This is a genomic window from Klebsiella oxytoca NBRC 105695, from assembly GCF_001598695.1.
Taxonomy (GTDB): Bacteria; Pseudomonadota; Gammaproteobacteria; order Enterobacterales; family Enterobacteriaceae; genus Klebsiella; species Klebsiella oxytoca.
Genome location: NZ_BCZK01000001.1, coordinates 737,163 through 761,570 on the forward strand (window position 1 = coordinate 737,163; position 24,408 = coordinate 761,570).

General features: G+C 57.1%; 23 protein-coding genes and 1 pseudogene. 8 read left to right on the forward strand and 16 right to left on the reverse strand.

The window, feature by feature from the left end; all coding sequences use genetic code 11:
• Nucleotides 1-54: 54 nt before the first annotated feature.
• A pseudogene (locus tag KO1_RS26825) lies at nt 55-759 on the forward strand (PALP domain-containing protein).
• A gap of 139 nt (nt 760-898) precedes the next feature.
• Here the strand turns inward: KO1_RS26825 and KO1_RS03305 are convergent.
• On the reverse strand, nt 899-2,209 hold the full coding sequence (locus tag KO1_RS03305; protein ID WP_024274293.1) for an L-cysteine desulfidase family protein: 1,311 nt from the start codon (nt 2,207-2,209) through the stop codon (nt 899-901).
• A gap of 272 nt (nt 2,210-2,481) precedes the next feature.
• Nucleotides 2,482-2,622, reverse strand: a complete 141-nt coding sequence (locus KO1_RS27995) for a hypothetical protein (protein ID WP_004102786.1) — start codon at nt 2,620-2,622, stop codon at nt 2,482-2,484.
• Nucleotides 2,623-2,933: 311 nt separating this feature from the next.
• On the opposite strand from KO1_RS27995, the gene KO1_RS03310 reads away from it, so the two are divergent.
• Both KO1_RS03310 and KO1_RS03315 read left to right on the forward strand, forming a co-directional pair.
• A complete protein-coding gene (locus KO1_RS03310) occupies nt 2,934-3,845 on the forward strand; it encodes a DUF535 family protein (protein ID WP_024274292.1) in 912 nt (303 codons plus the stop codon).
• Nucleotides 3,846-4,168: 323 nt separating this feature from the next.
• Nucleotides 4,169-6,574 carry a membrane-bound PQQ-dependent dehydrogenase, glucose/quinate/shikimate family gene (locus KO1_RS03315; RefSeq protein WP_064406835.1) on the forward strand — a complete coding sequence of 802 codons (2,406 nt, stop codon included), beginning with the start codon at nt 4,169-4,171 and terminating at the stop codon, nt 6,572-6,574.
• A gap of 78 nt (nt 6,575-6,652) precedes the next feature.
• On the opposite strand, the gene KO1_RS03320 is transcribed toward KO1_RS03315, so the two are convergent.
• The 11 genes from KO1_RS03320 to KO1_RS03370 form a co-directional block, all read right to left on the reverse strand.
• Nucleotides 6,653-7,618, reverse strand: a complete 966-nt coding sequence (locus KO1_RS03320; RefSeq protein WP_024274290.1) for an ABC transporter ATP-binding protein — start codon at nt 7,616-7,618, stop codon at nt 6,653-6,655.
• Nucleotides 7,615-8,595, reverse strand: a complete 981-nt coding sequence (locus KO1_RS03325; RefSeq protein WP_064406836.1) for an ABC transporter ATP-binding protein — start codon at nt 8,593-8,595, stop codon at nt 7,615-7,617. Before KO1_RS03325 ends, KO1_RS03320 begins: the two co-directional genes overlap by 4 nt.
• Nucleotides 8,592-9,539 (reverse strand): oligopeptide ABC transporter permease, encoded by a 948-nt coding sequence (opp4C, locus tag KO1_RS03330; protein WP_004113485.1) that lies wholly within the window; start codon nt 9,537-9,539, stop codon nt 8,592-8,594. Before opp4C ends, KO1_RS03325 begins: the two co-directional genes overlap by 4 nt.
• Nucleotides 9,539-10,498, reverse strand: coding sequence for an ABC transporter permease (locus KO1_RS03335; RefSeq protein WP_004102780.1), 960 nt, complete (start codon nt 10,496-10,498; stop codon nt 9,539-9,541). The genes opp4C and KO1_RS03335 overlap by 1 nt, the downstream gene beginning before the upstream one ends.
• 43 nt (nt 10,499-10,541) lie before the next feature.
• Nucleotides 10,542-12,245, reverse strand: a complete 1,704-nt coding sequence (locus KO1_RS03340; RefSeq protein WP_064406837.1) for an ABC transporter substrate-binding protein — start codon at nt 12,243-12,245, stop codon at nt 10,542-10,544.
• A 149-nt stretch (nt 12,246-12,394) separates the two neighbouring features.
• Nucleotides 12,395-13,441, reverse strand: coding sequence for a methionine ABC transporter ATP-binding protein (locus tag KO1_RS03345; RefSeq protein ID WP_004113483.1), 1,047 nt, complete (start codon nt 13,439-13,441; stop codon nt 12,395-12,397).
• A 62-nt stretch (nt 13,442-13,503) separates the two neighbouring features.
• Entirely contained in the window at nt 13,504-14,280 is a 777-nt protein-coding gene (locus tag KO1_RS03350) for a MetQ/NlpA family ABC transporter substrate-binding protein (RefSeq protein WP_004113481.1), read from the reverse strand.
• Between the two features lie 22 nt (nt 14,281-14,302).
• Nucleotides 14,303-14,977 (reverse strand): methionine ABC transporter permease, encoded by a 675-nt coding sequence (locus KO1_RS03355; protein WP_004102765.1) that lies wholly within the window; start codon nt 14,975-14,977, stop codon nt 14,303-14,305.
• A 1-nt stretch (nt 14,978) separates the two neighbouring features.
• The gene (locus KO1_RS03360) at nt 14,979-16,202 is read right to left on the reverse strand and encodes an SfnB family sulfur acquisition oxidoreductase (RefSeq protein ID WP_064373828.1); all 1,224 of its coding nucleotides are present in this window, start codon (nt 16,200-16,202) and stop codon (nt 14,979-14,981) included.
• Nucleotides 16,203-16,500: 298 nt separating this feature from the next.
• Nucleotides 16,501-17,139: a CatA-like O-acetyltransferase, family 1 gene (locus KO1_RS03365; protein ID WP_023329792.1), complete on the reverse strand. Its 639-nt coding sequence runs from the start codon at nt 17,137-17,139 to the stop codon at nt 16,501-16,503.
• A gap of 30 nt (nt 17,140-17,169) precedes the next feature.
• The gene (locus KO1_RS03370) at nt 17,170-17,553 is read right to left on the reverse strand and encodes a VOC family protein (protein ID WP_023321133.1); all 384 of its coding nucleotides are present in this window, start codon (nt 17,551-17,553) and stop codon (nt 17,170-17,172) included.
• Between the two features lie 94 nt (nt 17,554-17,647).
• Here KO1_RS03370 and KO1_RS03375 point away from each other — a divergent pair, with 94 nt between their 5' ends.
• The gene (locus KO1_RS03375; protein WP_023329790.1) at nt 17,648-18,418 is read left to right on the forward strand and encodes a DeoR/GlpR family DNA-binding transcription regulator; all 771 of its coding nucleotides are present in this window, start codon (nt 17,648-17,650) and stop codon (nt 18,416-18,418) included.
• A gap of 13 nt (nt 18,419-18,431) precedes the next feature.
• Here KO1_RS03375 and KO1_RS03380 read toward each other — a convergent pair whose 3' ends face one another.
• Nucleotides 18,432-19,061 (reverse strand): LysE family translocator, encoded by a 630-nt coding sequence (locus KO1_RS03380; protein WP_023329789.1) that lies wholly within the window; start codon nt 19,059-19,061, stop codon nt 18,432-18,434.
• A 225-nt stretch (nt 19,062-19,286) separates the two neighbouring features.
• On the opposite strand from KO1_RS03380, the gene KO1_RS03385 reads away from it, so the two are divergent.
• Both KO1_RS03385 and KO1_RS03390 read left to right on the forward strand, forming a co-directional pair.
• On the forward strand, nt 19,287-19,922 hold the full coding sequence (locus KO1_RS03385) for a carbonic anhydrase (RefSeq protein ID WP_004102756.1): 636 nt from the start codon (nt 19,287-19,289) through the stop codon (nt 19,920-19,922).
• A gap of 104 nt (nt 19,923-20,026) precedes the next feature.
• On the forward strand, nt 20,027-20,833 hold the full coding sequence (locus KO1_RS03390) for an MBL fold metallo-hydrolase (RefSeq protein ID WP_047719775.1): 807 nt from the start codon (nt 20,027-20,029) through the stop codon (nt 20,831-20,833).
• A gap of 21 nt (nt 20,834-20,854) precedes the next feature.
• Here the strand turns inward: KO1_RS03390 and KO1_RS03395 are convergent, their stop codons facing one another.
• Entirely contained in the window at nt 20,855-21,739 is an 885-nt protein-coding gene (locus tag KO1_RS03395) for an SDR family oxidoreductase (RefSeq protein WP_004113469.1), read from the reverse strand.
• Between the two features lie 371 nt (nt 21,740-22,110).
• Between KO1_RS03395 and KO1_RS03400 the strand changes: the two genes are divergently transcribed.
• Both KO1_RS03400 and KO1_RS28465 read left to right on the forward strand, forming a co-directional pair.
• Nucleotides 22,111-22,503 carry a YdeI family stress tolerance OB fold protein gene (locus tag KO1_RS03400; protein ID WP_004102737.1) on the forward strand — a complete coding sequence of 131 codons (393 nt, stop codon included), beginning with the start codon at nt 22,111-22,113 and terminating at the stop codon, nt 22,501-22,503.
• A gap of 21 nt (nt 22,504-22,524) precedes the next feature.
• On the forward strand, nt 22,525-22,674 hold the full coding sequence (locus KO1_RS28465; protein ID WP_004102735.1) for a hypothetical protein: 150 nt from the start codon (nt 22,525-22,527) through the stop codon (nt 22,672-22,674).
• A 36-nt stretch (nt 22,675-22,710) separates the two neighbouring features.
• Here KO1_RS28465 and KO1_RS03405 read toward each other — a convergent pair whose 3' ends face one another.
• A complete protein-coding gene (locus KO1_RS03405) occupies nt 22,711-24,321 on the reverse strand; it encodes an FAD-NAD(P)-binding protein (protein WP_029496809.1) in 1,611 nt (536 codons plus the stop codon).
• Nucleotides 24,322-24,408: the final 87 nt, after the last annotated feature.

Sequence of the window (24,408 nt, forward strand, 5' to 3'; positions counted from 1 at the left end):
AAGACGGCTTAACGGCGGCTTATTAGCCGCCGTTTTTATATCAAGGAGAGGGCTATGTCGGTAAAACATTATCTCAACAGCTTAGCGCGCGTCGCGCTGGTTGGTGGCGTCACTCCCGTTCAGCATCTGCAGCGGCTGTCGGAATATTTGCAGCGCGATATCTCTATAAAACGTGACGATATTTCGCATCCTGGCATGGGCGGTAATAAGCTCAGAAAGCTTGAGTTTCTGGCGGCAGATGGGTCTGAAGTGCGCAGCGCTGCTGGAGAATCCCATTCAAACCGTGGAGCCTAACTATCTCTGCAACGGCAACCATCTGCTGTTTAGCCTGATGGGCTGCGAGTCAGAAAGGGTTGCAGAACTTTACGATTCGGATGCGCAGCTGCAGCAGTTCAGCGAGCGGCTTTCGGCAGAAGGGGCGAAACCCTATATTGTTCCCGTCGGCGGCTCAAACGCGCTGGGGTCGCTGGGCTACGTTGAGTGCGCGCTGGAGATAGCGGATCAGTGCGAGCAGATGTGTGCAGTCCGTGGTGGTGTCCTCCGACAGCGCGGAGACGCATGCCGAATACCGCAGGGATGGAGGCGGTGGCGTTGCTGGCGCAGCTGGAGGGGATCGTGCTTGATCCGGTCTATACCGGCAAGGCGATGGCGGGCCTGATCGATGGCGTGAAAACGACGCGTTTCACCGGCAGCGGGCCGGTGATGTTTGTCCATACCGGCGGCGCGCCGGCGCTCTTTGCTTACTATCCTCGCGTCTGAACAACGACGTTAACCAAAAATCGAACCACGCCCGCGCGTGCATGCCGGCGTGGTTTTTTTACATGCTGCGGCGGAGGGGCAGTGGACGCTTTACCGCCGGACAACGCCCGGCATCCATTCGTCCAGCGCCGCGTCAAACCTAATAACGCTTGTGCGCCATGATTTCGATAATTTGTCGGTCGGTATGCTGCATGGCCCGACCGGCGATGGCGCAAAGATTACGAATGGAGTTTTCCACATCGCGATCGACGATACCGTCGTTGCCGGAAACAACCGAATTATCCAGCGCCAGCAGAACCGCTTTCCAGGCGGAAGAGATGCTGGTGGACACTTTCATTGCGCAACTACCGGAAGCGCCATCGCATATGATGCCGCTGACGTCGCCAATCATGTTATTAACCGCCATGGCGATGGTGTCAAAGCTGCCGTTCATCAGCCAGATAATCCCCGCCGCGGCACCCATTCCGGCGGTGGTGGTGGCGCAGAGGGCCGATAGCCGCGGAAGTTGACAGTGAATATAAATGGCGACCAGATGTGATAGCGCCAGCGCGCGGGCCAGCTGCTGCTGGCTGGCGTGAAGACGCTCTGCGGCCACGACCACCGGCATGGTGGCGGTGATGCCCTGGTTGCCGGAGCCGGAGTTGGTCATCGCCGGCAGCGATGCGCCGCCCATGCGGGCATCCGACGCGGCGCTGGTGCGGTAGAGGATCTCGTTAAACATATCATCGGAAACCAGTCCTTTGTCGACCTGGCGCTTTAGCGTCGGGCCGATATGCAATCCCCACTCTTTGCTCAGCCCTTTCTTTGAAAGGGCGTTGTTCATTGCGCCAGCCTCGAGCATAAATTCCAGCGTCTGCGCAGGCGCTTCGCTAACGAAATCATAGATCTCGCGCAGCGAACTGTGGGCGACCTGCGCCAGCGGATCGCAGGCGGGAGCAGCGTTCGCGCTTGCGTCCTTAACAAACAGAGGCTCACCCATTTTCTCAATCGCCACCACGTTGGTGTGGTCGCCGGTGATGGTGACCGTCGCATGCTGGTCGCCCGCGTAGACTTTGGCGCGAACGTACAGAATCTCGTCGCAGGGTTCCTGTAGCACCACGCGCACGGCGCCAACCTCAAGTAGCGCCCTGGCGGCATCAATTTCCCGACGGGTGGCCTTGTTAAGCACTTCCAGATTCGCCTGCGGGTCGCCGGCGATAGCGCCGAGAGCCGCGGCGATAGGCAAGCCGGTCATCCCCGTACCCGGGATGGTGACGCCCATACCATTTTTCATCAGATTCGGCGAGACCGCAGCTTCGATCCGCACAATCGCGCCAGAGAGCTGCTGCGCCGCCACGGCGCAGGCGAGGGCGACAGATACCGGTTCGGTACAGCCTAAAGCGGGTTTCACTTCCTGTTTTAATGCCTGAATAAACAGGTTCCATTTAGCACGATTTTCCCGGTGTGACATGACTGAGCCTCTGGAGCGGTGCAGAAAAATGGCCATCGAGGGGATGACTTTCTCCTCGACATTGATTTGCGCCTGCGGGCCAGAAAACGGCGCGGCTCGCAGGAACGATAATCAAAATATTACCGCACTCAGCAGAGAAAAAAGTTGCACGTTCAATTTGTAAAATAGCGCTTTGGGAGAAAATTTTTCTTTAAAAAGCGCGTTGCAAACGGCTTTATGGCGAGGGCTGCGCTGGCGGGATAAAAAAACCGGCAGAGTAGCCGGTTTGGTCGTTAGATCTTACAGGCGTCGCCGCAGTCATCATCGGCCACAATGGCCTGCGCTTTTTTATCGGCATCTTCAAGTCGTTCAGCGTTGCGCTCTTGCGCTTCTTCCAGTCCGCTAAAAACCAGGTTATCGAGATCAATTTCCATGCGTTACCCATTTAAGTTCAGTGTTGACCGTGTGCAAGTATAGGCAAAACGGCAGGCGGATGCACCCGGCCTGAGCCCCGGTAGCACATAGCGGTAAGCGCGGATGTTTTATTGCGCAAGGCGAGACGAGAAAAGGCGTGGGCGGCGACAAACAATAGTTGAGCGGATATTTCATTTTTAGCCATCAAATTGTTGAATGTTTATCACGCTATTTGTTAAACAAATCGACAACGAGCGCCACACTGGCCATTGACTTGTAAAGATTATGCTAATATTGCCGTGCTTATGGATGTATCTATGGATTATGGTCAATGGTATCGACAACCGCAGTAGCCGCCGTCAAAGAATGGCGGAAACATAATAAATTTATTTGTCAGGTTAAACTCAGCTATAAAAAGGTACTGCGTAAATGCAGAGAAATATCTTTAACCGGAGGGAAATACAAAGAATATCAGACATTATGCGCCAGCTATGCTTGCGCGAAATTAACGGGAGCCACCGAGGGGCTGGTTAACTTTGAAGATAAACCCTTTAAGGCCTATTTAAATAAAAAGATGTCAAAAAGAGCGAAACTCGATATCGCTCATGGCGCTTTGAATTTTATAGAAAAAAGCTTTCGTCCCGAGGCCTTGCCGCAGCTGTATGATATGGCGAACTTTGGCCGTACGCTTATCGCCATTCCGCTGAAAAACGGTAGCAGTATTGATGTGAAGCTCCTGGCATCGCCTTTTCAGGAGGAAGGGGAGCTCATGTTGTTAATGTTCCTTGGCGATAAACGCGTCTACAGTATCTGTTTTTCCTGCACTGACGATGGCCGCGCCTGGATTGGCGGTATTCAGGGAGGGAAAGATATCGATAATGAAGAGGTGAAGGCGCTGACGAAAGAGCTTTACGGCACCCGTCCTAAAAACTTAATTATCACTCTGCTGTACGGTTTTTTATCCTTTTTCAATATCAAGGAGATCTATGCTATCGACAGTGATTTTCATGTTAAAAGCGACAGAGTAAAAACCCGTTATTCTGAGCTTTGGCTGGAAATCGGCGGCGAGAAGCATCGACGCGGCTGGTATAAATTACCGCCAACCGAGATTAAGAAAAGCCTGGAAGAGGTTAAAAGTAAGCACCGTAGCCAGTTTATCAAGCGTGAAGGTCTGAAGGAGCTGGCGCAGTTGGATCTTGCCGCCGCGCTAGGCGACATCTGCCTCTGCCGTAACGCCGGATAAGCATAAAGTGAAGATTGTCGACCCGCAGGGGGCTGCGGGTCGACAATCGTTTTGCCCTTCATCTTTCCTCGCCTCAACTCCGCGCGTTCAGCCTTACAACCGCTTCATCTGATAAATTAGTTTTATAAATTAAAAAAATTTAAACATTTCATGCGTGATAGTTTTACATTATTTTTACAAATACATATAATTCCTTACGTTCTTCGCTCTGCCTGAGAGCGTCCAACCAACATGATATGCGGTCTGTGCCCTTATTGGTCTGATAAGGCGCTGTTTATATAAGATGTTTTGGTTTTTTCGACTGACGTCGTATGGGATGAAATATGGACGAACGACAAGGTAGCGGAAGGGGAATTTTCTTCACCGTCTACCGATTACTCTTTGTATTACTGAGCTTTGGCATTGGGCTCTTTTTCACCATCTGGGGGGGCAAACTCCTCTCGCTGGGCGGCAGCGCCTGGTATCTGCTCGCCGGTATTGCTTATCTGCTTATCGCCGTCGGCTATCTCGCCCGTAGTCGATATGTCCTGCCTTTTGCCATTCTGACTTTTCTGTTGACCCTTGCCTGGGCGCTGTATGAAGTGCAGCTCAGCTATTGGGGACTGATCCCACGACTGGTGGTGCCTGCGCTGATGCTGATGCTGGCGCTGTGGCTGTCGGCGACGCTGCCGATGCCGCGTACGCGGGTACGCTACGCCAACTGGAGCGCTTCGGCGATTTTCCTCGTGCTGCTGGCGACGCTGGTCTCGGCCTTTTACCCGCACGGCGGTATTCATAACGGCGTGGTGAAAGCGAGCGACGACAAAACGCCGACCCTGGCTGCCAGAAGCGATAACTGGGCGTTCTTCGGTCGCGATGCCTCCGGCACCCGTTTTGCGCCGTACGAGGACATTACGCCGCAAAACGTCAAAAACCTGAAAGTCGCCTGGACGTACCATACCGGCCGGCGGCTTACCGGCGCCGGAATTGGCGTCGATGAAAATACCCCGCTGCAAATTGGCGATACGCTGTACTCCTGTACGCCGCTGAACGTGGTCACCGCGCTGGATGCGGATACCGGTAAAGCGCGCTGGCGTTTTGACCCGCACGCGCAAACCGCCGAGCACGTCACCTGCCGCGGGGTTGGCTATTGGGATGCGCAGAGCGATGATTCTCTGAGCGCAGAGGAGAAGGCCAGCCCGTCGCTGCAGCAGTGTCCGCAGCGTATCCTGGTGTCTACGGTCGACGCCCGCTTGATCGCCCTGAACGCCAAAACCGGCGAGCTGTGCGATGACTTCGGCGACCACGGTAGCGTTGATCTGAAACAGGGTATGGACAATACCGAAAACAGCAAACGCTACCATCCGACCTCAACGCCGGTGATTATGGGGCATATTGCGGTGCTCGGCGGCTGGGTGCGCGATATCGTGCACGGCGAACCCTCCGGCGTGGTGCGCGCGTTTGACGTCCGTACCGGCAAAGTGGTGTGGGCGTGGGACGTCGGCCAGCCGGAAAACGTGACCGATCCGGTAAAAGGGCGCGTCTACACTCTCGAAACGCCGAACGTCTGGACGGTGCCGGGCTTTGACAAAGAGCTGAATCTGATTTATCTGCCGACCGGTAACGGTCCGCCGGACTACTGGGGCGGCGATCGCAACGCGGCCAAAGAGAAATATGGCTCGTCCGTGGTGGCGGTGGATGCCAGCACCGGGGAGACGAAGTGGATCTTCCAGACCGTGCATCATGATATCTGGGACTATGACCTGCCGTCGCAGCCGGTACTGTTCCATATGAAAAACGACCGGGGTGAAGAGGTTCCGGTCCTGATCCAGACTACCAAAACCGGGCAGATTTACGTGCTCGACCGGCGTACCGGCAAGCCAGTGACTCGCGTAGAAGAGCGACCTGTGGCCCACGACGGCGCGGAAGGCGAGCATCTCTCCGCCACCCAGCCGTTCTCCACCGGCATGCCGCAATTGGGCGTCGAGCCGCTCACCGAGAAGTCGATGTGGGGCGTGACGCCGTTCGATCAGCTGATGTGCCGTATCGACTTCAAAGCGTCGACTTATCTGGGTATGTACACGCCGCCGTCAGAGAAGCCGTACATCGAATGGCCGAGCCTGCTGGGCGGCATGAACTGGGGCGGTATCACTATCGATGAGCGTACAGGAACGCTGTTCGTCAATGATATGCGGATGCCGCTGAGAATGTCGCTGGTGCGCAAAGAGGATATGGCGAAATACAAAGTCTCCACCGACGAGGTGCCCGGCTTTATGGGGACCGTGCGTCCGCAAATTGCCGGGCCATACGGCGGCGTGCGGATTGATATCTTGCAGTCGGCGCTGGGCGTTCCCTGTAATACGCCGCCGTTTGGCACCATGAGCGCCATCGACCTCAATACCCGCCAGCTGATATGGCAGGTACCGATGGGATCGGTAGAGGATACCGGTCCGCTGGGGCTGAAAACGCACATGCATATCCCGCTGGGTATGCCGACGCTGGGCGGCCCAACGTCCACGGCTTCCGGACTGGTCTTCTTCGCCGGTACCCAGGATAACTACCTGCGCGCGCTGGATTCCGCTACCGGTAAAGAGCTATGGCGCGCTCGTCTGCCAGTAGGGGCAGTGGCGGCTCCGCTGATCTATAAATCATCGAAAAGCGGTAAAGAGTACGTGGTGATCTCCGCCGGGGGCGCCAGCCACTCGCCGGACGTGGGCGATGATATTATTGCCTTCGCGCTGGAAGAGTAGCCGCAGCCGGTTCGCTCTTACGCAACTAACCGCCCCTGCGTGTGGGCGGTTTTTTTATGCTCTGAAGATTACCCGGCGCTAAACCGCGTGACAGGCGACGAGGTGGCCGTCGGCAACCTCCCTTAGAAGTGGAATATCACGGCGGCAGCGGTCGCTGGCCTGCGGGCAGCGCGAGGAAAAACGACAGCCGGAAGGGGGCCGGGACGGGTCGGGAATTTCACCTTGTAGCGCCGCGACCGGCTCGCTGTCCGGATCGAGGGTCGGTACCGCCGCCAGCAGCGCCCGGGTGTAGGGATGCAGGGGGCTGCTGAATAGCGCATCGCGGCTGGCGGTCTCTACTAACTGACCGAGATACATTACCGCTACGTCATCGCACAGATGCTCTACTACCCCCAGATCGTGGGAGATAAACAAAAACGTCACCCCATGGTCGTCGCGCAGGTCGGAAAACAGATTGATAATCTGCGCCTGAATCGACACATCGAGGGCTGAAATCGGTTCATCGGCAATAATAAAATCCGGGTTTAAGATCAGCGCACGGGCAATGCCGATGCGCTGACGCTGGCCGCCGGAAAATTCGTGCGGGAAGCGGTTGTAATGCTGCGGAGACAGCCCGCAGATGCGCATCACCTCAAGGGTTTTGTCATACAGCTCCGCCCGGCGACAGAGCTTGTGTTCCAGCATCGCCTCGCCGATGGCGACGCCAATGCGTATGCGCGGGTTTAATGAACTGTAGGGGTCCTGAAAAACCAGCTGGATTTTAGGCCGCAGCGCGCGCATCGCCTGCGGCGACAGTTCGGCAAGCTCCTGGCCGCGAAACTTCACGCTGCCGGCGGTCTTCTCGTATAGCCCCAGCAGCGTGCGGCCAACGGTGGTTTTCCCGCTGCCGGATTCGCCTACCAGGCCAAAAATCGTGCCCCGGCGAATCTTAAAGCTCACGCCATCCACGGCCCGCAGCACGCCGGTCTGCTGGCCGAATAGCCCATCGCGTAGCGGGAAGTGTTTTTTTAGCCCATCCACTTCAATCACGTATTCATGACTCATGCCACGGACTCCGAAAGTTCACTGTAAAAGCAGGCGGCCTGCCGGTTATGCCCCGATAGCGGCGGAATGCTCTGTCGGCAGCGCGCGGTGGCTTTTGCGCAGCGCTCGGCGAAGGCGCATCCGGCGGGAAGGGCGGCGAGGTCCGGTACCTTACCGGGGATTGAGTAGAGGCGTCGCCGCCGCTCCCCCGGCACAGGGCGCGAGGCGATCAGCCCCTGGGTATAGGGATGCTGCGGGTTACGCAAAATAGTCGCTGTCGCACCTTGCTCAACGATACGCCCGGCGTACATCACCACCACGTGTTCGGCCATCTGCGCGATAACTCCGAGATCGTGAGTAATCAGCATCATCGCCATCCGGTTGGCTCGCGCCTGGTCGCGCAGCAGTCGCAGGATCTGCGCCTGCACGGTGACGTCCAGTGCGGTCGTCGGCTCATCGGCAATCAGCAGCTTCGGCTGGCAGCTCAGCGCCATGGCGATCATCACCCGCTGCAGCATGCCGCCGGAAAGCTGGTGTGGATAGCTGGCCATCAGGCTATCCGCGCGCGCTAGTCCAACATCAGCCAGAAGCTGGATAGCGTGCTGCCATGCGATCTTCGGCGACTCGCCGCGGTGGCGAATAAGCGGCTCGCACAGCTGCTCGCCGACGGTGAGTACCGGATTAAGGGCGCTCATCGGTTCCTGAAAAATCATCGCCAGCTGATTGCCGCGTAGATCGGCCATATGGGCATTTTTCAGCCGCAGAAGATCCTGATCCTCGAAAAGTATCTCCCCACCGTCAATGCGCGCCGCCTGCGGCGGCAGCAGGCCCATTAATGACATGGCGGTAACGCTTTTACCGCAGCCGGATTCGCCGACGACGCCAACGGTCTGCCCGGCGCGGATAGTGAACGACACCTCCTGCACCGCGCGTACCCGGCCTTTGTCGGCGGCAAAAGAGACCGAAAGTTGATTAAAGGTAATTAATGCGCGACTCATTTCAGCCTCTGTTTCATTTTGGGGTCCATGGCGTCGCGCAGGCCATCGCCCAGCACGTTGATGGCAATGACGGTGATAAAAATGGCGATCCCCGGCGGCATCCATAGCCAGGGGCGGCGCTGAAAATCGATCAGGCTGTTAGCGGCGTCCATCATATTGCCCCACGACGGCGTCGGCGGCACAACGCCAAGCCCGAGGTAGCTAAGCGCCGACTCGCTGAGAATAGCGTTAGCCACCGCCATCGTCGCCATCACCACCAGAATCGGTACCGTATTCGGCAGCAGATGACCAAACAGACGGCGCCGCGCCGACAAGCCCAGCACCTGGGTCGCCAGCATAAAGTCGCGCTCGCGCAGGGAGAGGCACTGCCCTCGTACCAGCCGGGCAAGCTTCGGCCACTCCAGCAGGCTCAGCATAACTACCACCATATAGATGCGTGAATTCGGCGAGAAATCGAGCTCGGAGAGCATCGCTCCCGCGACAATCAGCAGCGGCAGGCCGGGGATGGTCATCACCAGATCGGCAAAACGCATGATGAGTTTATCGGTCAGGCCGCCGGCGTAGCCCGACAGCGCGCCGAGCAGATAGCCAAGGGTGACCGACAGCAGCATGGTCAGCAGGCCGATGATCAGCGAAATGCGTCCGGCCAGTAGCAGGCGGGTGTAAATATCGCGACCGAGAAAATCGGTACCCAGCCAGTGCTGCGCGCCGGGTGGCTTGTTGATCATCAGCGCGTCGGTAGCATCGTCCTTCCACGGCGACCACAGCGGCCCTAGCGTACACCAGAGGGCCATGATGACCAGCAGCAGCAGGCACAGCATCGCCAGACGATTGTGACGCAGCGCCTGCCAGGCCTGACGCCAGGGGGACGGCGTAACCTGCGCCAGCGCCGGAATTTCCGCGTCGCGCAGGCGTCGGTTGGAAGAGAACAGGGAACTGAGCATCAGGACCTCACGCGAATGCGCGGGTCGACCCACGCGTAAAGCACATCGGCAAGCAGATTGCCAAGAATGGTGAGCACCGCCAGAAACAGGGTGAATCCCATTAACACCGGGTAGTCGCGGGCGGCCAGCGAATCAATATGAATATGTCCAGCCCCGGGCCAGTTAAATACTTTTTCGGTGATGATCGCCCCGGAAAACAGCCCCGGCAGCTCGAAGCCGAGCAGGGTAATGATCGGCAGCAGGGCGTTCCGCAAGGCGTGCTTCAGGATAACCGTGCGTTCGCGTAGCCCTTTAGCGCGGGCGGTGCGGATAAAATCCATTTTCACCACCTCAAGCATGCTGGCGCGAAAATAGCGGGTCAGGCTACCTGCCTGGAGCATCACCAGCGCCAGCACCGGCAGCACCAGATGGGCGGCAACCTGTAGCACATAGCCCCAGCCGCTGTCGTCGCTGCCGGTACGGGTCATCCCGCCAACCGGCAGCCAGTGCAGGTCGACGGCGAACCACTTAATCAGCAGCAGACAGAGGAAAAAGGTCGGGAACGACATGGCGGCGAAGACCGCGACGCTCACCAGATGATCGAACAGCGAGTTGGGCTTCAGCGCCGAGATTGCGCCGACCGTCAGACCAATCCCCCAGTAGAACACCAGCGCCACGCTGGCCAGCAGGAAGGAGTTCCAGATGTACTGGTTAAGCAGCTGGCTGACCGGAATCTGGTACTGCAACGAGAACCCAAGATCGCCGCGCAGCAGCTGGCCAAGCCAATGGATATAGCGGGTGAGTAACGGCTGGTCCAGACCGTAAATCGCCTTCAGTTCGGCGGCGCGGGCGGCGGTGAGGGTGATATTGCCGTCGATAAAATCGCCCGGCGTTTTGGCAAACAGCATAAAGATAATGAATGAAGCCAGCAGCAGCATCGGCAGCGTTTGCAGCAGCCGTCTCAGGATGAAATTTCTCATGGCATTCTCACGTCAGCCGCCGGACATCCCGGCGGCTGGGGATTTACTTAACGATTTTGACATCCGGCAGGCTGCCGGTCAGGCCGTTGTAGATATCCGGTTTGAAGCCGGTGACCCGGGCGCTGCTCGCCGAGAGAATTTCGCGGTAGCCGAGAAGGATAACCGGCGGGTCCTGCGCCAGTACCTGATACAGCTGGTGGTAGATAGGCTTGCGTTTCTCAACGTCGAGCACCGAGTTACCTTCGGTAATCAGCTTATCGACCTGCGGATTGTTATAGCCGGACTCTTTCGCTTCCGCGCTGTAAAAATCCCAGACGCCATCATGCGGGTCGTTAAGGGTGCTGGTGCTGAACGACGCCAGATCGTAATTACCCGACTTACGCTGCGCCATCAGGGCGTTGAAATCGACGACCTGCGGTTTTAACAGGACGCCAATCTGCTGCCAGTTCTCTTTGGCGATAGGGATCAGCGCATCGTTAAGCACTTTCTTACTCACCAGCAGGGTTAACTCCAGGCGTTTGCCCTCTTTGACGCGGATACCGTCCGGTCCCGGTTTCCAGCCGGCATCGTCCAGCAGCTTCTTCGCCTGCGCCGGGTCATAGTGATACGGGTTCACTCCGTCGGCGTTCCAGGCCCAGGAGATTGGCGCGATAGGCTCAATCGCTACTTTACCGTAGCCCTGGTAGACCACATCAATCAGCTTCTGGCGATCGAGGCCGTAAATCAGCGCCTGGCGTACCTTGACGTCCTTCAGCGCCGGGCGGCGGACGTTAAACTCCACCTGGCTGTAGTCGCTGGAGCCGTAAAGGTTGATGTTGGCAAAGCCGAGCATTTTCAGCTGTTCGATATCGTCAGGACGCGAGGTAAAGGCGTCGTAGTCGGTTTCGCCCGTCTGGAAGAGCTGAAAGTTGGTCGCCGGGTTGGTCACGCGATAGATAAAGCGCGGAGTGGGGGGCGTACCGCGATAAAAATGGCTGTTGGCGTGGAAACGAATCTCCTGGCCGGGGATATATTTGTCATAAACGTAAGGGCCGTTGCCCAGCGGTTTGCCGTGCAGGGTGCGCAGATAATCGAGATTGCCGCGCCGGTAGCCTTTGCCGTAATACGCTCTGGAGAGTACCGGACCGCCAATTTTTGCCAACGTCGTCGCGCCCGGCTGGGTGGTGGTCACCTGGAGCGTCAAGGGATCCAGCACTTTCAGACCGCTGACGCTATCGGCTTTCGCCGCTTTGTACTCCGCGCCGCCGGCGATATTGGCGAGCGTAATATCGGTATCGCCGTCGTATTTCGGGTCCAGCAGCACGGTGAGGGTAAAGGCGACATCGTCAGCCGTCAGCGGCGAGCCGTCGCTAAAGGTCAGATTGGGTCGCAGCTTGATGGTGTAGACCTTGTTGTCCGGACTGACCGTCCAGCTTTCGGCGAGACCCGGCACCAGTTTGCCGTGGCTGTCCCAGTCGATCAGGCGGGAGAAGATCACGTTGGTGACGTTTTCATCCCAGCCGTTGACGAAGAAGTAGGGGTTAAAAATGCCCTGTGGCTCGGAAATGCCGGCCACGACGGTATCTTTACGCAGCTTTGCCGCTGCGGGGATCTGGCTGGCATCGCTGGCCGGGGTGATCCCTTCTTTTAAGATCTCGTCGGCGATGGCGACAGAAGAAAATGCCACCGCGCCGCCGAGCAACGCGATTTTCAGAGCAAGCGCGAACCGCGTCTGTTTGGTTTTTAACCCGTGCAGTAGTCTGGACAAAAGTGCTCCCTCATCAAAGAATTGCGTAGTGTATTTACAAATCATGACGAAAGATAAGAGGCGCTTAGCGCCCTGTCTAACACCGAAAGGCTATGGCTTATAGCAATTTAGCATTAGCAATAATTCAGTATTAATCTGCCACTTTTGCGCTAAACGCCAGCATTCTTCGCTGCCGTATCGCCGGAAAGGGTTAAGCGGTCAGCCACCCAGCCGGCATGCTGCTGTAAATGCGGATTGGCCAGCGGCTTCGCCAGGCGTATCCGCAGCTGGCCAATCACCCGTCCCTGAATCTGCTCGCAGCTGCCGTATAACAGGCGGGCATCGGCGCCCAGCAGCGCGGCGATGCGCTGTAAATCCGGTTCCTGCCCGCTGCTGCCGTCAAAATGCAGCGTGACCAGCTGCTGGTTTTCGCTCAGCGAGAGTCGTTCTTCCGCACGGTCATGATGGAGCGTGCCGAGCAGGCTTTGCGTGACAGCATGTCCGGGATGACCAAATACTCGCCACACCTCGCCCTGTTCGATAATTTCTCCGTGCTCAAGCACCGCGACCCGGTCGCAGAGGGTGCGAATGACGTCCATCTCATGGGTGATCAGCACGATGGTCAAACCAAGGCGCTGGTTGATCTCTTTAAGGAGTTTTAGTACTGCAAGGGTATTTTCCGGGTCGAGGGCCGAGGTGGCTTCGTCGCACAGCAGGATCTCCGGCTGCGTGACCAGCGCACGGGCGATACCGGTGCGCTGCTTCTGGCCGCCGGAAAGCTTAGCCGGCCAGCTGTCGCGCAGATCGCTGAGGCCGACAAGCGCCAGGATCTCCGCAACCCGTTTCTGCCTTTCCGCCCGCGGTACCCCGGCCATTTTCAGCGGCAGCTCAACGTTCTGCGCCACCGTTTTGGTCGCCATTAAATTAAAGTGCTGAAAGATCATCGCGACCCGCCGGCGCAGGTCGCGCAGCTGGCTGCGGGAGTAGTGCCGAGTATGTTCGCCGTGAATGGTAATCTCACCGCTGTCGGCGTTTTCCAGGCGGTTGAACAGGCGCAGCAGGGTTGATTTTCCGGCGCCGCTGCGGCCAATAATGCCGAAGATTTCTCCCTGAGCGATCTGCAGATTTATATCCCGCAGCGCCTGCACGCCGTTGGGGTAGGCTTTACTTATCTGGCTCAACTGAATATGCGTTGTGGCGTTGGGTTTTTGCGTCACGATGGCGGCTCTGTTAACGAAATTAAACGGCAGCCTGCAGGCTGCCGATGAACATCCGGCGATTAAAAACCGGGCAGGATTTTGCCTTTATAGCGGGTGAGAATGAAGCTGCGCACGCGGTCTGAGTTCAGGGCTTTCGCCAGCTTCTGAATGCCGGGATCGTTGATGTTGTCGGGACGCGCCACCAGATACTCGACGTACAGGTCGCTGCCTTTTTCCACCAGCAGCGCCTTGTCGGTATCAATTCCGGCCTCCAGCGCATAGTTGGCGAAGATAAACGCCAGATCGACCTGATTCACCGCCCGCGCCAGCATTGCGCCTTCCAGCTCGCGAATTTTAAAATGGTGCGGATTAGCGGTGATATCTTTGGTCGCCGACTGCGGATCGCGCGGGTTTTTCAGGGTAATCAGCCCGGCATTGCTGAGCATCACCAGCGCGCGACCGGTATTCACCGGATCGTTCGGAATGGCAACGGTGGCACCATCCGGTACCTCTTTGAGCGTTTTATATTTACTCGAATAAGCGCCAAAGGGTTCAATATGCACGCCGACCACCGGCAGCAGATGGGTGTGGCGGGTCTGGTTGTAGTTATCGAGGAAAGGGCGGTACTGGTAGTAGTTGGCGTCGAGATTTTTCTCCGCCAGCTGCTGGTTAGGCTGGATAAAGTCGTTAAAGACTTTAATTTTCAGATCGACCCCCTGTTTCGCCAGCTCGGGCTTCACGAACTCGAGAATTTCGGCATGGGGGACCGGCGTTGCGCCCACGGTCAGCGTCTCATTGGCGCTGGCGGACAGGGAGAAAAGGGCCAGAAGCCCCGCTGCGAGGATTGTTTTTTTCATTGTCTTATTCCTGAAGCTATTGTTATTTGCGGCTCATCGCCTTCACCAGACGATCGCCGCTCATCTGAACTATCTGCACCAGCGCAATCAGCAGCAGAACGGTTATCACCATCACGTCCGTCTGGAAGCGCTGATAGCCAAAGCGGATGGCCAGGTCGCCCAGCCCGCCGCCGCCGATGACCCCCGCCATGGAGGTATAATCGACCAGTAAAATCGCGGTCACGGTCACGGCGGCAATAAGCCCGGCGCGCGACTCCGGCAGCAGGGTGTGCCAGATTAGCTGCCAGGTGTTGCCGCCCATTGACCAACTGGCCTCCACCAGACCGTGCTCCACCTCGCGCAGCGCGGTCTCAACCAGCCGGGCAAAGAAAGGCGCGCAGCCGACAACCAGCGGCGGAATGGTGCCTTCAACGCCCAGCGAGGTGCCGGTAATCAGCGTCGTCACCGGGATCATCACAATCAATAAAATGATGAAGGGCAGCGAGCGCAGAACGTTGACCCCCAGCGACAGCAGGCGATAGAGGCGCGGAGCATGGAGCAGGCGAGGCTGGCCGCTGAGATAGAGCACAATTCCCAGCGGTAGGCCAATCAGCACGGTAAAGCCCAGCGACCAGCCCAGCATGGTCAAGGTATCGAGGCTGGCCTGCGCCACGTCGCCCCAGTCGATATCAGCAAAAAAAGCCAGCGCGCCGTTCATCTCAGTTCCAGTCATGGCGTTGTGGAGGAATGCCGTTCAGCACCCAGTTGCCCAGCAGCTGATATTTCCAGCGCACCGGATCGTGCAGGGTGTGGACGCGGCCGTTGCGCCAGTGGCGATCAAGATTGAGGGCGATGCTGGTTGAGCGGGTGCCGCTAAGCTCAAACAGGCGGCTGGCGGCTTCCAGCGCCGCTTCGGTGGTAAAGACCTTGGCGCGCGCCACGGCGATAGACGCCTGAGCAACGTTATCCTCGCTCAGTGCGTATTTATAGCGATCGAGCACTTTGCCGGCCCGCTCCAGCAGCGCATCGGCGGCGGCCAGCCGGCTGTCAAGCTGGCCAATATGGTAGATAGTCAGCGGGTCTTCGCTGGCCCGCTCAACGCCGGCATCGATCCACGGGCGAGCAAACTGGCTGACAAAGTTCACCGTGTCGTTAAGCGCCGCGCGGGCAATCCCCAGGTCGATAGCGGCGGTGGTGAGCTGGGCAAACGGCCCGGCAAGGGTTGGCGTCGCGTAGGATTTCCAGGTCGGGAACAGGTGGAAAGGCTCGACGACAAGATTCTCCGCCAGGACCGTTCCGCTGGCGGTGGTACGCTGGCCGAGGCAGGCCCAGTCGTCGATGACCGTCAGCCCAGCCGATTCGCGCGGCACAAACGCCAGCTGCGCGTTATTCTCTGCATCGAGCGCCAGAATGCCGATCCAGTGGGCGTAGAGCGAACCGGTGCAGTAGCCTTTTCGGCCGGTGATGCTCAGACCGCGTTCGCTGGCCTCCAGGCGAGTGCGGATATCGAGTACCGTCTTGCCGCCGGTTTCAGAAAGCGCGTTGGCAAAGCGATAGCCTTGCAGCGCCTGAGCGAAGAAAAATGCCTGCTGCTCTTCGCTGCCCTGCAGACGGATATCCTCCAGAAGACAGTAATGGTTCTGGGGAATTTGCCCTAGCGACGGGTCGGCGGCGGAAATAATCGCTATCACCTGGGCCAGCGTGGCGGCGGATACCTCGGCTCCGCCCCATTGCCGCGGGACGGTGATACCCCACAGGCCGCTATTGGAGTAGGTATCGATAATCTCCGGCGGCACGCTGCCGCTGCGATCGCGTTGCGCCGCGCCGGGCTGCAGTACCGCCGCGATTTCATGGGCGATGGCGATGGCTTCGTCATCGCTGCGGATAACGTATGCCTTTGGCGTCTGGCGGCAATAGTGAAGGGTCTGTTTTTCGTCGGGCATAGTCACATCTCATGGTTAACAAACGGCATATGCTAAAAATAGCTAAGTAAATGCCTGATAATTCCAGTGGGTTATATAACTGTTAAAGCAAAGGACATGCCAGAACGCGTTTCTTATTTAATGTTTATTAAACAGTAAGTTAGTTTTTTGGTACGGGCTCGTACTGCTGCAATTGCAACGCAGAATGAATCAGCGTGTTGGATTTGCAACAGTGGGCAGAGTGAACAGGCCGGGAGTCACGCAGGCGTTTCGGCCCCGGCTTACCGGGGCTCGAGTGTCGTTGAGGGATGGCGGGGAATTATCGCGCCTGCCAGAGGATCTCCGGTTGAGCAAAATTTTCTTCGACGCGGGCAAAAAAACGGCTGGCGTGCAGGCCGTCGACAAAGGCGTGATTGAATTTGCCCGCGACCGGAATAATACCGTTTTTCAGCTTGCCCCAGGTGAGGGCGGGCACCGACGCGCCAACGTAATACTCAGCGTGAGTCATAGCGCTGAAATGCAGCCACGGCAGGCAGCTGGCGCAGAAGAAATTTTCGCCGTTGACGATAAGCGGCGCCGGCGCGGTGTGTTTTGCCGCCTCGATATGTGGCGTGGCGGCCTGGCTGAAGGCGGCAAAATCGGCGGCATTCTCGCACCAGACCTGGCGGAAACCTTCCTGGGCGGTCATCACTGGCGTCATCACCGCCAGCTGGTCATATTCGATAATATCGTCGCCCAACAGCCGCTGTTTAAGCTGCGGCACCTCGTTCGCTGCGCGCACAAGGGCGAAGAGGGCCAGCTGGAAAAACGAGACGCCGCGATCTTTCGCGCACTCATATAGCCGCTGCGCCTCGACAGGAACGCAGAGATTAAAGCTGGGATTGGCAAAACCGCGATAAAAATCAAAATGATCTTTTCGCGGCCAGGTTTGTTTGTCTATGACGTGATAGTTGGCCACGGGCGTCTCCTGTTGAATCAATGTCTGACACTATGCGACGATTTCAATCAGGTTGCCATCGGGGTCTTTAATTACCGCTTCATAATAGCCATCACCGGTGGTCCGAGGCGCAGAAACCAGAATATCCTGCTCAGCGGCGCGTTTTGCCAGCCTGTCGACGTTCTCCGTACCGCCAACGGTTATCGCCAGGTGCACCCAGCCGGTGTGGTTATTATCCGCCGTCAGCGCAGTCAATCCCGGCTTGGTCATCAATTCAATGGCAATATCATCGCCGATCCTGACAAAAAAGGATTCAAACCCCGGGTTGGTCTGACTGCAGTACTTCTCATTTATCTCACCGTCGAAGAAGGCTACCCAGAAGCGGGCCTGTTGCTCAAGCTGACGGGTCCAAAGGGCGATATGGGCAATTTTCATGGCAAACCTCGGTATAGGGTGTGTTGACAGTCAGGGTACGAATGCACGATTATGCGCTTTATTGCTCGATGAACAATCTTTCAGGAGTTATTTTTTGCTCGATTATGCTGCTTTTCCTAAACAACGACAAGCGCTTATTTGCCAGATCCTCCAGGAGAACGGCAGAGTGGTTTGCGCCGAACTGGCCAGCCGTCTGAACGTCTCCGAGCATACGATTCGACGTGATTTACATGAGCTTAGCCGCGAGGGATACTGCAAAAAGGTCTACGGCGGCGCGGTGATGACCCTGCCTGAGGCCGGTGACTACAGCGCGCGCAAAGAGAAAAATACGGCGACAAAAAGCAGAATCGCGCAGAAATGCGCAAAGCTGGTGAAGCCCGGCGGCTGCATATTCATTGATACCGGCACCACCAATCTGGCGATGGCGGAGGCGCTACCGGCGGAGCTGGCGCTAACGGTGGTCACCAACTCCCCCGAGATCGCTGCCGTATTGCTCAAAAAACCGCTGTATGACGTCGTGATGCTTGGCGGGCAGATCCAACGCGCCACCGGCGGCTGCGTGGGGGCCTCCGCCGTGGCGCAGATTCAGGGTATGCTTTTCGATCAGGGGTTTATCGGCGGCTGCGCCATGGCGCCTGAGTCGGGCCTGACAGGCTTTGACTATTCCGACTGCGAATTTAAAAAAGCGGTCATTAAACAGTGCAGCGAAATTATTGTCGGCCTGACCTCCGATAAGATCCCGGCGGTGGCGCGCTTCGTGGTGGTCGAGAGCGGCGCCATTGACGTACTGGTCGTGGAGGAAAATATTAGCCGGGAATATCGCGACGCGTTCAGCGAGCACGACATCCGTATTTATACCGTTTAAACGGTATGTTGGCCTACTTTGACAGCGAAGTGGCAATCAGGCGCAGGCCGAGCGCGCCCAGTACCGTGGCGGTGACGATATCAATCTTACGCTTCATGCGCAGATAGACGCTGCGCGGGCGGGCGGAAGAGAGCACCAGCGCCACCAGTGAATACCAGCTGACGTCGATCAGGAAGCTCATCAGCGGCACGATATAGTAAAAGGCCAACGGGATGCGTTCCGGCAGCAGGGCGGTAAAGATAGAGGCGAATACCAGCGCCGTTTTCGGGTTGCTGAGCTGGGTATAAAGGCCATCGCGGAAGGTTTTCAATAGTGAATGTTCCGCCGCCATGCCGCCTGCGGCAAAATCCATCGGCTGCGCCGCGCCGCGGTAAATTTTATAACCCAGCCACAGCAGATACAGGCCACCCGCAACCTTCAGGCCGATGAACATTTCCGGCACCGCCGTCAGCACTTTTTGCAGCCCCATCATGGCCATTATCGAAAAGATAGCCGCGCCCGCGCCGGTTCCCAGCGCGGTGACCAGACCGTGCATCCGCGAGCGCGCAACGGCGTTGCGGGCCACGTAAATAAAGCTTGGACCGGGGCTGATAACGCCCATAATGAGAACCGCGGCAATGGCCATCAGGCTGGATAAGAACATAAGCGCTCCTGGTTGATGTTGAGCGCTAAAGTCGCATGGGGCTCCGGCTCATCAATGTTTTCTCTGTCAAAAAATAAACAATCTTTACCGCGCTGTCACCAGGCTTTGCGGGACGATGTTTTATCTCATCCTCGAATAACGATTCCCATTTCGCGCGTCAGTGATAAACTGGCTAAATGTGATCTTTGTCATATCGTCATTAAAACAGAGAAAAGAGACACTGCTATGCAACATATCATTGAGGGCTTCCTCAACTTCCAGAAAGAGATCTTCCCGCAACGTAAAGAGCTCTTTCGCAGCCTGGCATCCAGCCAGAATCCCAAAGCGCTGTTTATCTCCTGTTCCGATAGCCGTCTGGTCCCGGAGCTGGTGACTCAGCAGGAGCCGGGTCAGCTGTTTGTGATCCGTAACGCCGGGAATATCGTCCCCTCATTTGGCCCTGAACCGGGCGGGGTTTCCGCGACAATCGAGTACGCCGTCGTCGCGCTGGGCGTGACCGATATCGTCATCTGCGGCCACTCTAACTGCGGCGCGATGAAAGCCATCGCCACCTGCCAGTGTCTGGAGCCGATGCCTGCGGTGTCCCACTGGCTGCGCTACTCCGACGCGGCGAAGGCCGTCGTGGAGAAGAAAACCTGGGCTAACGAGACCGATAAAGTCAACGGTATGGTGCAGGAAAACGTCATCGCCCAGCTGAACAATATTAAAACCCACCCCTCCGTTGCCGTCGGCCTGCGCGACAGCACGTTGCGTCTGCACGGTTGGTTCTACGATATTGAAAGCGGCGACATTCGCGCGCTGGATAAAAACAGCAAAACCTTCGTGTCGCTGTCGGAAAACCCTGACGTCTATTTCGAATAAATTCCTCTCAGGGCACGGAAGCCCTGCGAAGCCCGCCTTCCTGCCATAAATTTCCCGTCTGCCATACTCATTACGACTTCCTGAATGATTCTGAAGGAGATGTGATGATTACGCTGTGCGCAACCTGCGGTACGTCTTACGACGATCGCGGCAATACCCTGAACCATTGTCGTATCTGTGAGGATGAACGCCAGTACGTCCCGGCCAGCGGACAGGCCTGGATTAAACCTGACGATCTGATCGCGACGCATATGAATAAATGGCAGCAGCATAACGAACGGCTGTTGAGTTTCAGGACGGTACCGAAATTTGCTATCGATCAGCGCGCTTTTCTGCTGCTCACGCCGCAGGGGAATATTCTGTGGGACTGCATCGCTAATCTTGAAGCCGCCAGCAAAACGCTGATCACCGCGCTTGGCGGGATAAAAGCGATCGCCATTTCTCATCCTCACTACTACACCACGATGCAGGACTGGGCAGCAGCCTTTGATGCGCGCATTTATCTTCATGCCAGCGATCGCGAATGGATCATGCGCGATAGCCCTGCCATCACATTATGGGAAGGGGATGCGCTGGAGATCCTTCCGTCGGTACGGTTGCTGCGCCTGGGTGGGCATTTCGCCGGGGGAACCGTTCTGCACTGGGCAAAAGAGGGAGGTATTATGCTGGCGGGAGATATTATCCAGGTCACGCCGGGCGCACGCGCCGTTTCTTTTATGTGGAGCTATCCTAATCTGCTGCCTTTGGCGGCCCCCAGCGTCGAGAATATCGTTGAGCGTTTGGGCGATGCGCCCTTCGGGGCGCTGTATGGCGCCTTCGAAGGGCAGAACATCACCAAAAATGCCCGTCAGATCGTACTGGATTCAGCGCAGAAGTATCTCGACTGTCTGCGCACGACGGCGGGCCGCTGAGAGGTCCGCCGCCGCAACGGGTTACAGCACGCCGTCGCCGCCGTCGGAGCACCACACCTGGCCGGAGGTGAAGGAGCAGGCATCAGAGGCAAGGGTAACGTACAGCGGCGCGATCTCCACCGGTTGCCCTGGACGGCCCAGCGGCGTATCGGCGCCGAACTGACGCACTTTTTCATCCGGCTGGCCGCCGCTTGACTGCAGCACCGTCCAGTAAGGGCCGGGCGCGACCGCGTTCACCCGGATACCTTTCGGCCCCAGCTGTTTAGCCAGCGACTTCGTGAATGCCACCAGGCAGGCTTTGGTTTGCGCGTAGTCGAGCAGGATGGGGCTCGGCTTAAAGGCCTGCACGGATGAGGTGTTAATAATTACGCTGTGTTCTTTAAGATGACGCAGGGCGGCTTTTGTGATCCAGAAGGCCGCATAAACGTTGGTTTTAAAGGTGGCGTCAAAGTCGGCGGTGGTTAACTCTTCCAGCGACTCGCAATATTGCTGGCGTCCGGCGTTATTGACCAGAATATCCAGCCCGCCGAGTTGGCTGGCGGCCTGCTCGACCAGGGATTCACAGAAGGCTTCATCGCGCACATCGCCCGGAATCGCTACGGCTTTACGCCCTTCGGCCTCAATCAGGGCAATCACGGTTTCAGCATCGGACTCCTCTTCCGGCAGATAGTTGATCGCCACGTCGGCGCCCTCGCGGGCGAAGGCGATCGCTACCGCGCGCCCAATGCCGGAATCACCGCCGGTGATCAGCGCGCGCTTACCTGCCAGCCGACCGGAACCGACGTAGCTCAGTTCGCCGTGATCCGGCTGCGGCTTCATCTCTTCGGCAAGACCCGGCGGCGATTGCGGCTGGTCAACAAAGGGGGGACGGGGATACTTCGCGGTATTGTTAGCGTTCTCGCTCATACTGACCTCCTCGTGTTAAAAGATTAAGCGTAGTTGCCAGGTCAGCCTGTCGTGGATGATTGACGAATAATCGAACGGATTCGTTTTTATAATTTTTGCGCTTACGTTCATCTCTGAACGGTAATTTACTGATTGCCGGGAAACTTTTCGAAATGTGAGGCGGTAGAGGCGTTTAGTATTTTAGGATTATTCTATCGCAAGCCTGACGGTATATTTAGCGCATTTTATTGCGGCCTGGCGGTAATATTTTCTCCGCCTATCGAGCCAGGAAATATATTTCTCAGACGATTCATTAGCCATTAGCTTGTGAAAATGAACATCAGCACCCAGACTTATTAAGACAAGATGAAAATACGCCGGAGGTGTTGTTGATGAAAAAGTTACTGCCAGTTATTTTTTGTTCGTTGATGGCTCAGGGCGTTTTTGCCGCGGATGATGGCGGGTTTAAAAAAGACGCTGCGCCGCCGCCGCCGCACAAGATTGATGATGGCTATCGTGGGACCGAGGACGGGCGAATCATGACCGTGCGCCAGGCCATGGAAATGCATGATGGGGCCACCATCTCATTACGCGGCAATCTTATCGAGCAGCAGGGTGATGACCGCTACAGCTTCCGCGATAAAACCGACACCATAGGGGTCATTATTCCCGCGGCAGTTTTTGATGGCCGGGAAGTGAAGCCCGATCAGATGATCAGCATTAACGGCAGTCTCGATAAGAAAATGACGCCGCCAGTGGTGCGGGTCGACCGGATCCAGAAATAACCTTGCAAACAGGAGGAATAGATGTCCGTACAGCATCCAGCCGACCCGGATAAACGCGGTCGTCATCCGTCGAAAGAGGATCCGCGCGAGCAGGGTGAAGTTCCGCGTAAAAGAGACGACAGCGAAGATCATAAAGAAGATCCCTGGCATCCCCAACCTGAAAAACGCTAAAACTAGCCGCCGTTAACGGGCGGCTAGTTCTCTTTCTTAAAGATCGAAGGGCGCTAAACGTCTGCGTGAGCGGCTCGCCGGCTGCGATATCGCCCTGGCTATTGCTGCGCCGATCTCCGCGCAGGCGGTAATCCCCTGAACGAAAGGCTGGTCGTGCATCAGCCAGGGGATTGCGGCGAAGGCAATACGCCCGCGCGCTACGGGCGGCTCTCTTAACGTATAGTCGTCGCCAACCTCCGGGATCTCTTCGCCCGTCGCCATCAGTTGCTCCCTCAAATGCGGGAAGGGGAGATCTTTATTTTTCAGCGCTTTTTGCCCCCTCGCATCAATAAACACGTCAAACGTATAGCGATTTTGCCCGCTGGTAATCACCGTCTTCTCCTGCTGCACCGCCATATCATAATCATGCCCTAAGGCGAGAATGCCGATCGCGCCCGCTTCGCGCAGCGCCAGCAGTCGGCGGATAGACTCCGAAGGAATGGCGGCATAGCAGTCAATAAAGACCCGGGCAAGGCCGTTTTTGAATCGCTCCCGGTCGCGGTCATTAAGGTGGGGCACCATCGCCTGAACGGCTTCATGCAGCCGCAGGATAACGTAGCGCCAGGGGACCGTGTAGCGCGCGCGCTTGTTACGCTCAACTTCTTCAAGGTTATCCATCGCCCAGTGGAAAGGGTTATGCTGCTGGCGTTTAGCAAACCACGCTTCGCTGAAGCTATCGGCGTTAAGGCTGTGAAGGGCGATATTTTCGCTCCACAGGGGGTCGGCCAGGGCAATTTCCTGCGCCAGCAAAGCAAAGACCCGGTCAAGCAGGCCGTCGCTTCCTGCGGCGATGGCATTTTCCATCGCGCTGTCGGTGACGATTTCCAGCGGCTCCCAGGGAATAGGACAGTAAAAATCCGCTTCCGGAAGAATGCCGGAGCGCGACATCAGCACGATGTGCAGCGCCTGACTGGTTTCGTTAAGCCTGAAGGTGGGCGCCTCATCGTCGGAACCGATAAACTGACCGTGCTGGACGGCGACGGCCATTGCGGCATCAATTCCGCTTAGCGAGGTGCCCATAATTCCCACCCGGCAGGGCGGAATGGTGGCTTCCATCAGCCCAGACCACGGACTGGGAAACCAGGTGCGGGTTGACTCTTCTTCATCCGGCCAGACATGACCGGTGGCAAGCACCGCGAGGTCAAACACTTCGGCGACGGGCTGCTCCTCCACCCACAGCCTCACTCCTTCTTTGGTCGCCTGCAGGTCGCTGACCCGACAGGACTCATTGACCTGGACGTTAAATCCCAGTTCCCGGGCCTTTACGACCAGCGCAAGAAACTGGTCGCGAAAGTATTCGCCCAACAGGATGCGCGGCAAAAACTGGCGATCGTGCAATGTTTCATACTCTACTCCATAGCGCGCCAGGCGCGACGGGCTCTGGGCTTTTAGCCAGTCAAGATAGGTGCTTTGTACAGGAGGGATTTCAATACTGGCGATATTGGCCAGCATCATGCGCGAATTCTCTTCATCGTTATAGGGCATACCCACGCCCGCTTCCTCGGCCTGCTCGTAAATTGACACGTCCAGCGGCTCGCCCTGTTTAAGCAATGAGAACAGGGTATAAATCCCGGTAGGACCTGCGCCGATAATGGCAATTTTCTTCATAATGACTGACCCGCCGTTGTTGTTATCACATTTGTTATCGGTGGCCTTCCGCCAGTTGAAAAGCTCCACGATAGTTCATTTCCGGGT

Excerpts from the sequence above, each read along its gene's own strand:
- KO1_RS03305 (WP_024274293.1), bottom strand. The coding sequence starts at position 2,209 with ATGTCACACCGGGAAAATCGTGCTAAATGGAACCTGTTTATTCAGGCA.
- KO1_RS27995 (WP_004102786.1), bottom strand. The coding sequence starts at position 2,622 with ATGGAAATTGATCTCGATAACCTGGTTTTTAGCGGACTGGAAGAAGCG.
- KO1_RS03310 (WP_024274292.1), top strand. The coding sequence starts at position 2,934 with ATGGTATCGACAACCGCAGTAGCCGCCGTCAAAGAATGGCGGAAACAT.
- KO1_RS03315 (WP_064406835.1), top strand. The coding sequence starts at position 4,169 with ATGGACGAACGACAAGGTAGCGGAAGGGGAATTTTCTTCACCGTCTAC.
- KO1_RS03320 (WP_024274290.1), bottom strand. The coding sequence starts at position 7,618 with ATGAGTCATGAATACGTGATTGAAGTGGATGGGCTAAAAAAACACTTC.
- KO1_RS03325 (WP_064406836.1), bottom strand. The coding sequence starts at position 8,595 with ATGAGTCGCGCATTAATTACCTTTAATCAACTTTCGGTCTCTTTTGCC.
- opp4C (WP_004113485.1), bottom strand. The coding sequence starts at position 9,539 with ATGCTCAGTTCCCTGTTCTCTTCCAACCGACGCCTGCGCGACGCGGAA.
- KO1_RS03335 (WP_004102780.1), bottom strand. The coding sequence starts at position 10,498 with ATGAGAAATTTCATCCTGAGACGGCTGCTGCAAACGCTGCCGATGCTG.
- KO1_RS03350 (WP_004113481.1), bottom strand. The coding sequence starts at position 14,280 with ATGAAAAAAACAATCCTCGCAGCGGGGCTTCTGGCCCTTTTCTCCCTG.
- KO1_RS03355 (WP_004102765.1), bottom strand. The coding sequence starts at position 14,977 with ATGAACGGCGCGCTGGCTTTTTTTGCTGATATCGACTGGGGCGACGTG.
- KO1_RS03360 (WP_064373828.1), bottom strand. The coding sequence starts at position 16,202 with ATGCCCGACGAAAAACAGACCCTTCACTATTGCCGCCAGACGCCAAAG.
- KO1_RS03370 (WP_023321133.1), bottom strand. The coding sequence starts at position 17,553 with ATGAAAATTGCCCATATCGCCCTTTGGACCCGTCAGCTTGAGCAACAG.
- KO1_RS03380 (WP_023329789.1), bottom strand. The coding sequence starts at position 19,061 with ATGTTCTTATCCAGCCTGATGGCCATTGCCGCGGTTCTCATTATGGGC.
- KO1_RS03385 (WP_004102756.1), top strand. The coding sequence starts at position 19,287 with ATGCAACATATCATTGAGGGCTTCCTCAACTTCCAGAAAGAGATCTTC.
- KO1_RS03390 (WP_047719775.1), top strand. The coding sequence starts at position 20,027 with ATGATTACGCTGTGCGCAACCTGCGGTACGTCTTACGACGATCGCGGC.
- KO1_RS03395 (WP_004113469.1), bottom strand. The coding sequence starts at position 21,739 with ATGAGCGAGAACGCTAACAATACCGCGAAGTATCCCCGTCCCCCCTTT.
- KO1_RS03400 (WP_004102737.1), top strand. The coding sequence starts at position 22,111 with ATGAAAAAGTTACTGCCAGTTATTTTTTGTTCGTTGATGGCTCAGGGC.
- KO1_RS28465 (WP_004102735.1), top strand. The coding sequence starts at position 22,525 with ATGTCCGTACAGCATCCAGCCGACCCGGATAAACGCGGTCGTCATCCG.
- KO1_RS03405 (WP_029496809.1), bottom strand. The coding sequence starts at position 24,321 with ATGAAGAAAATTGCCATTATCGGCGCAGGTCCTACCGGGATTTATACC.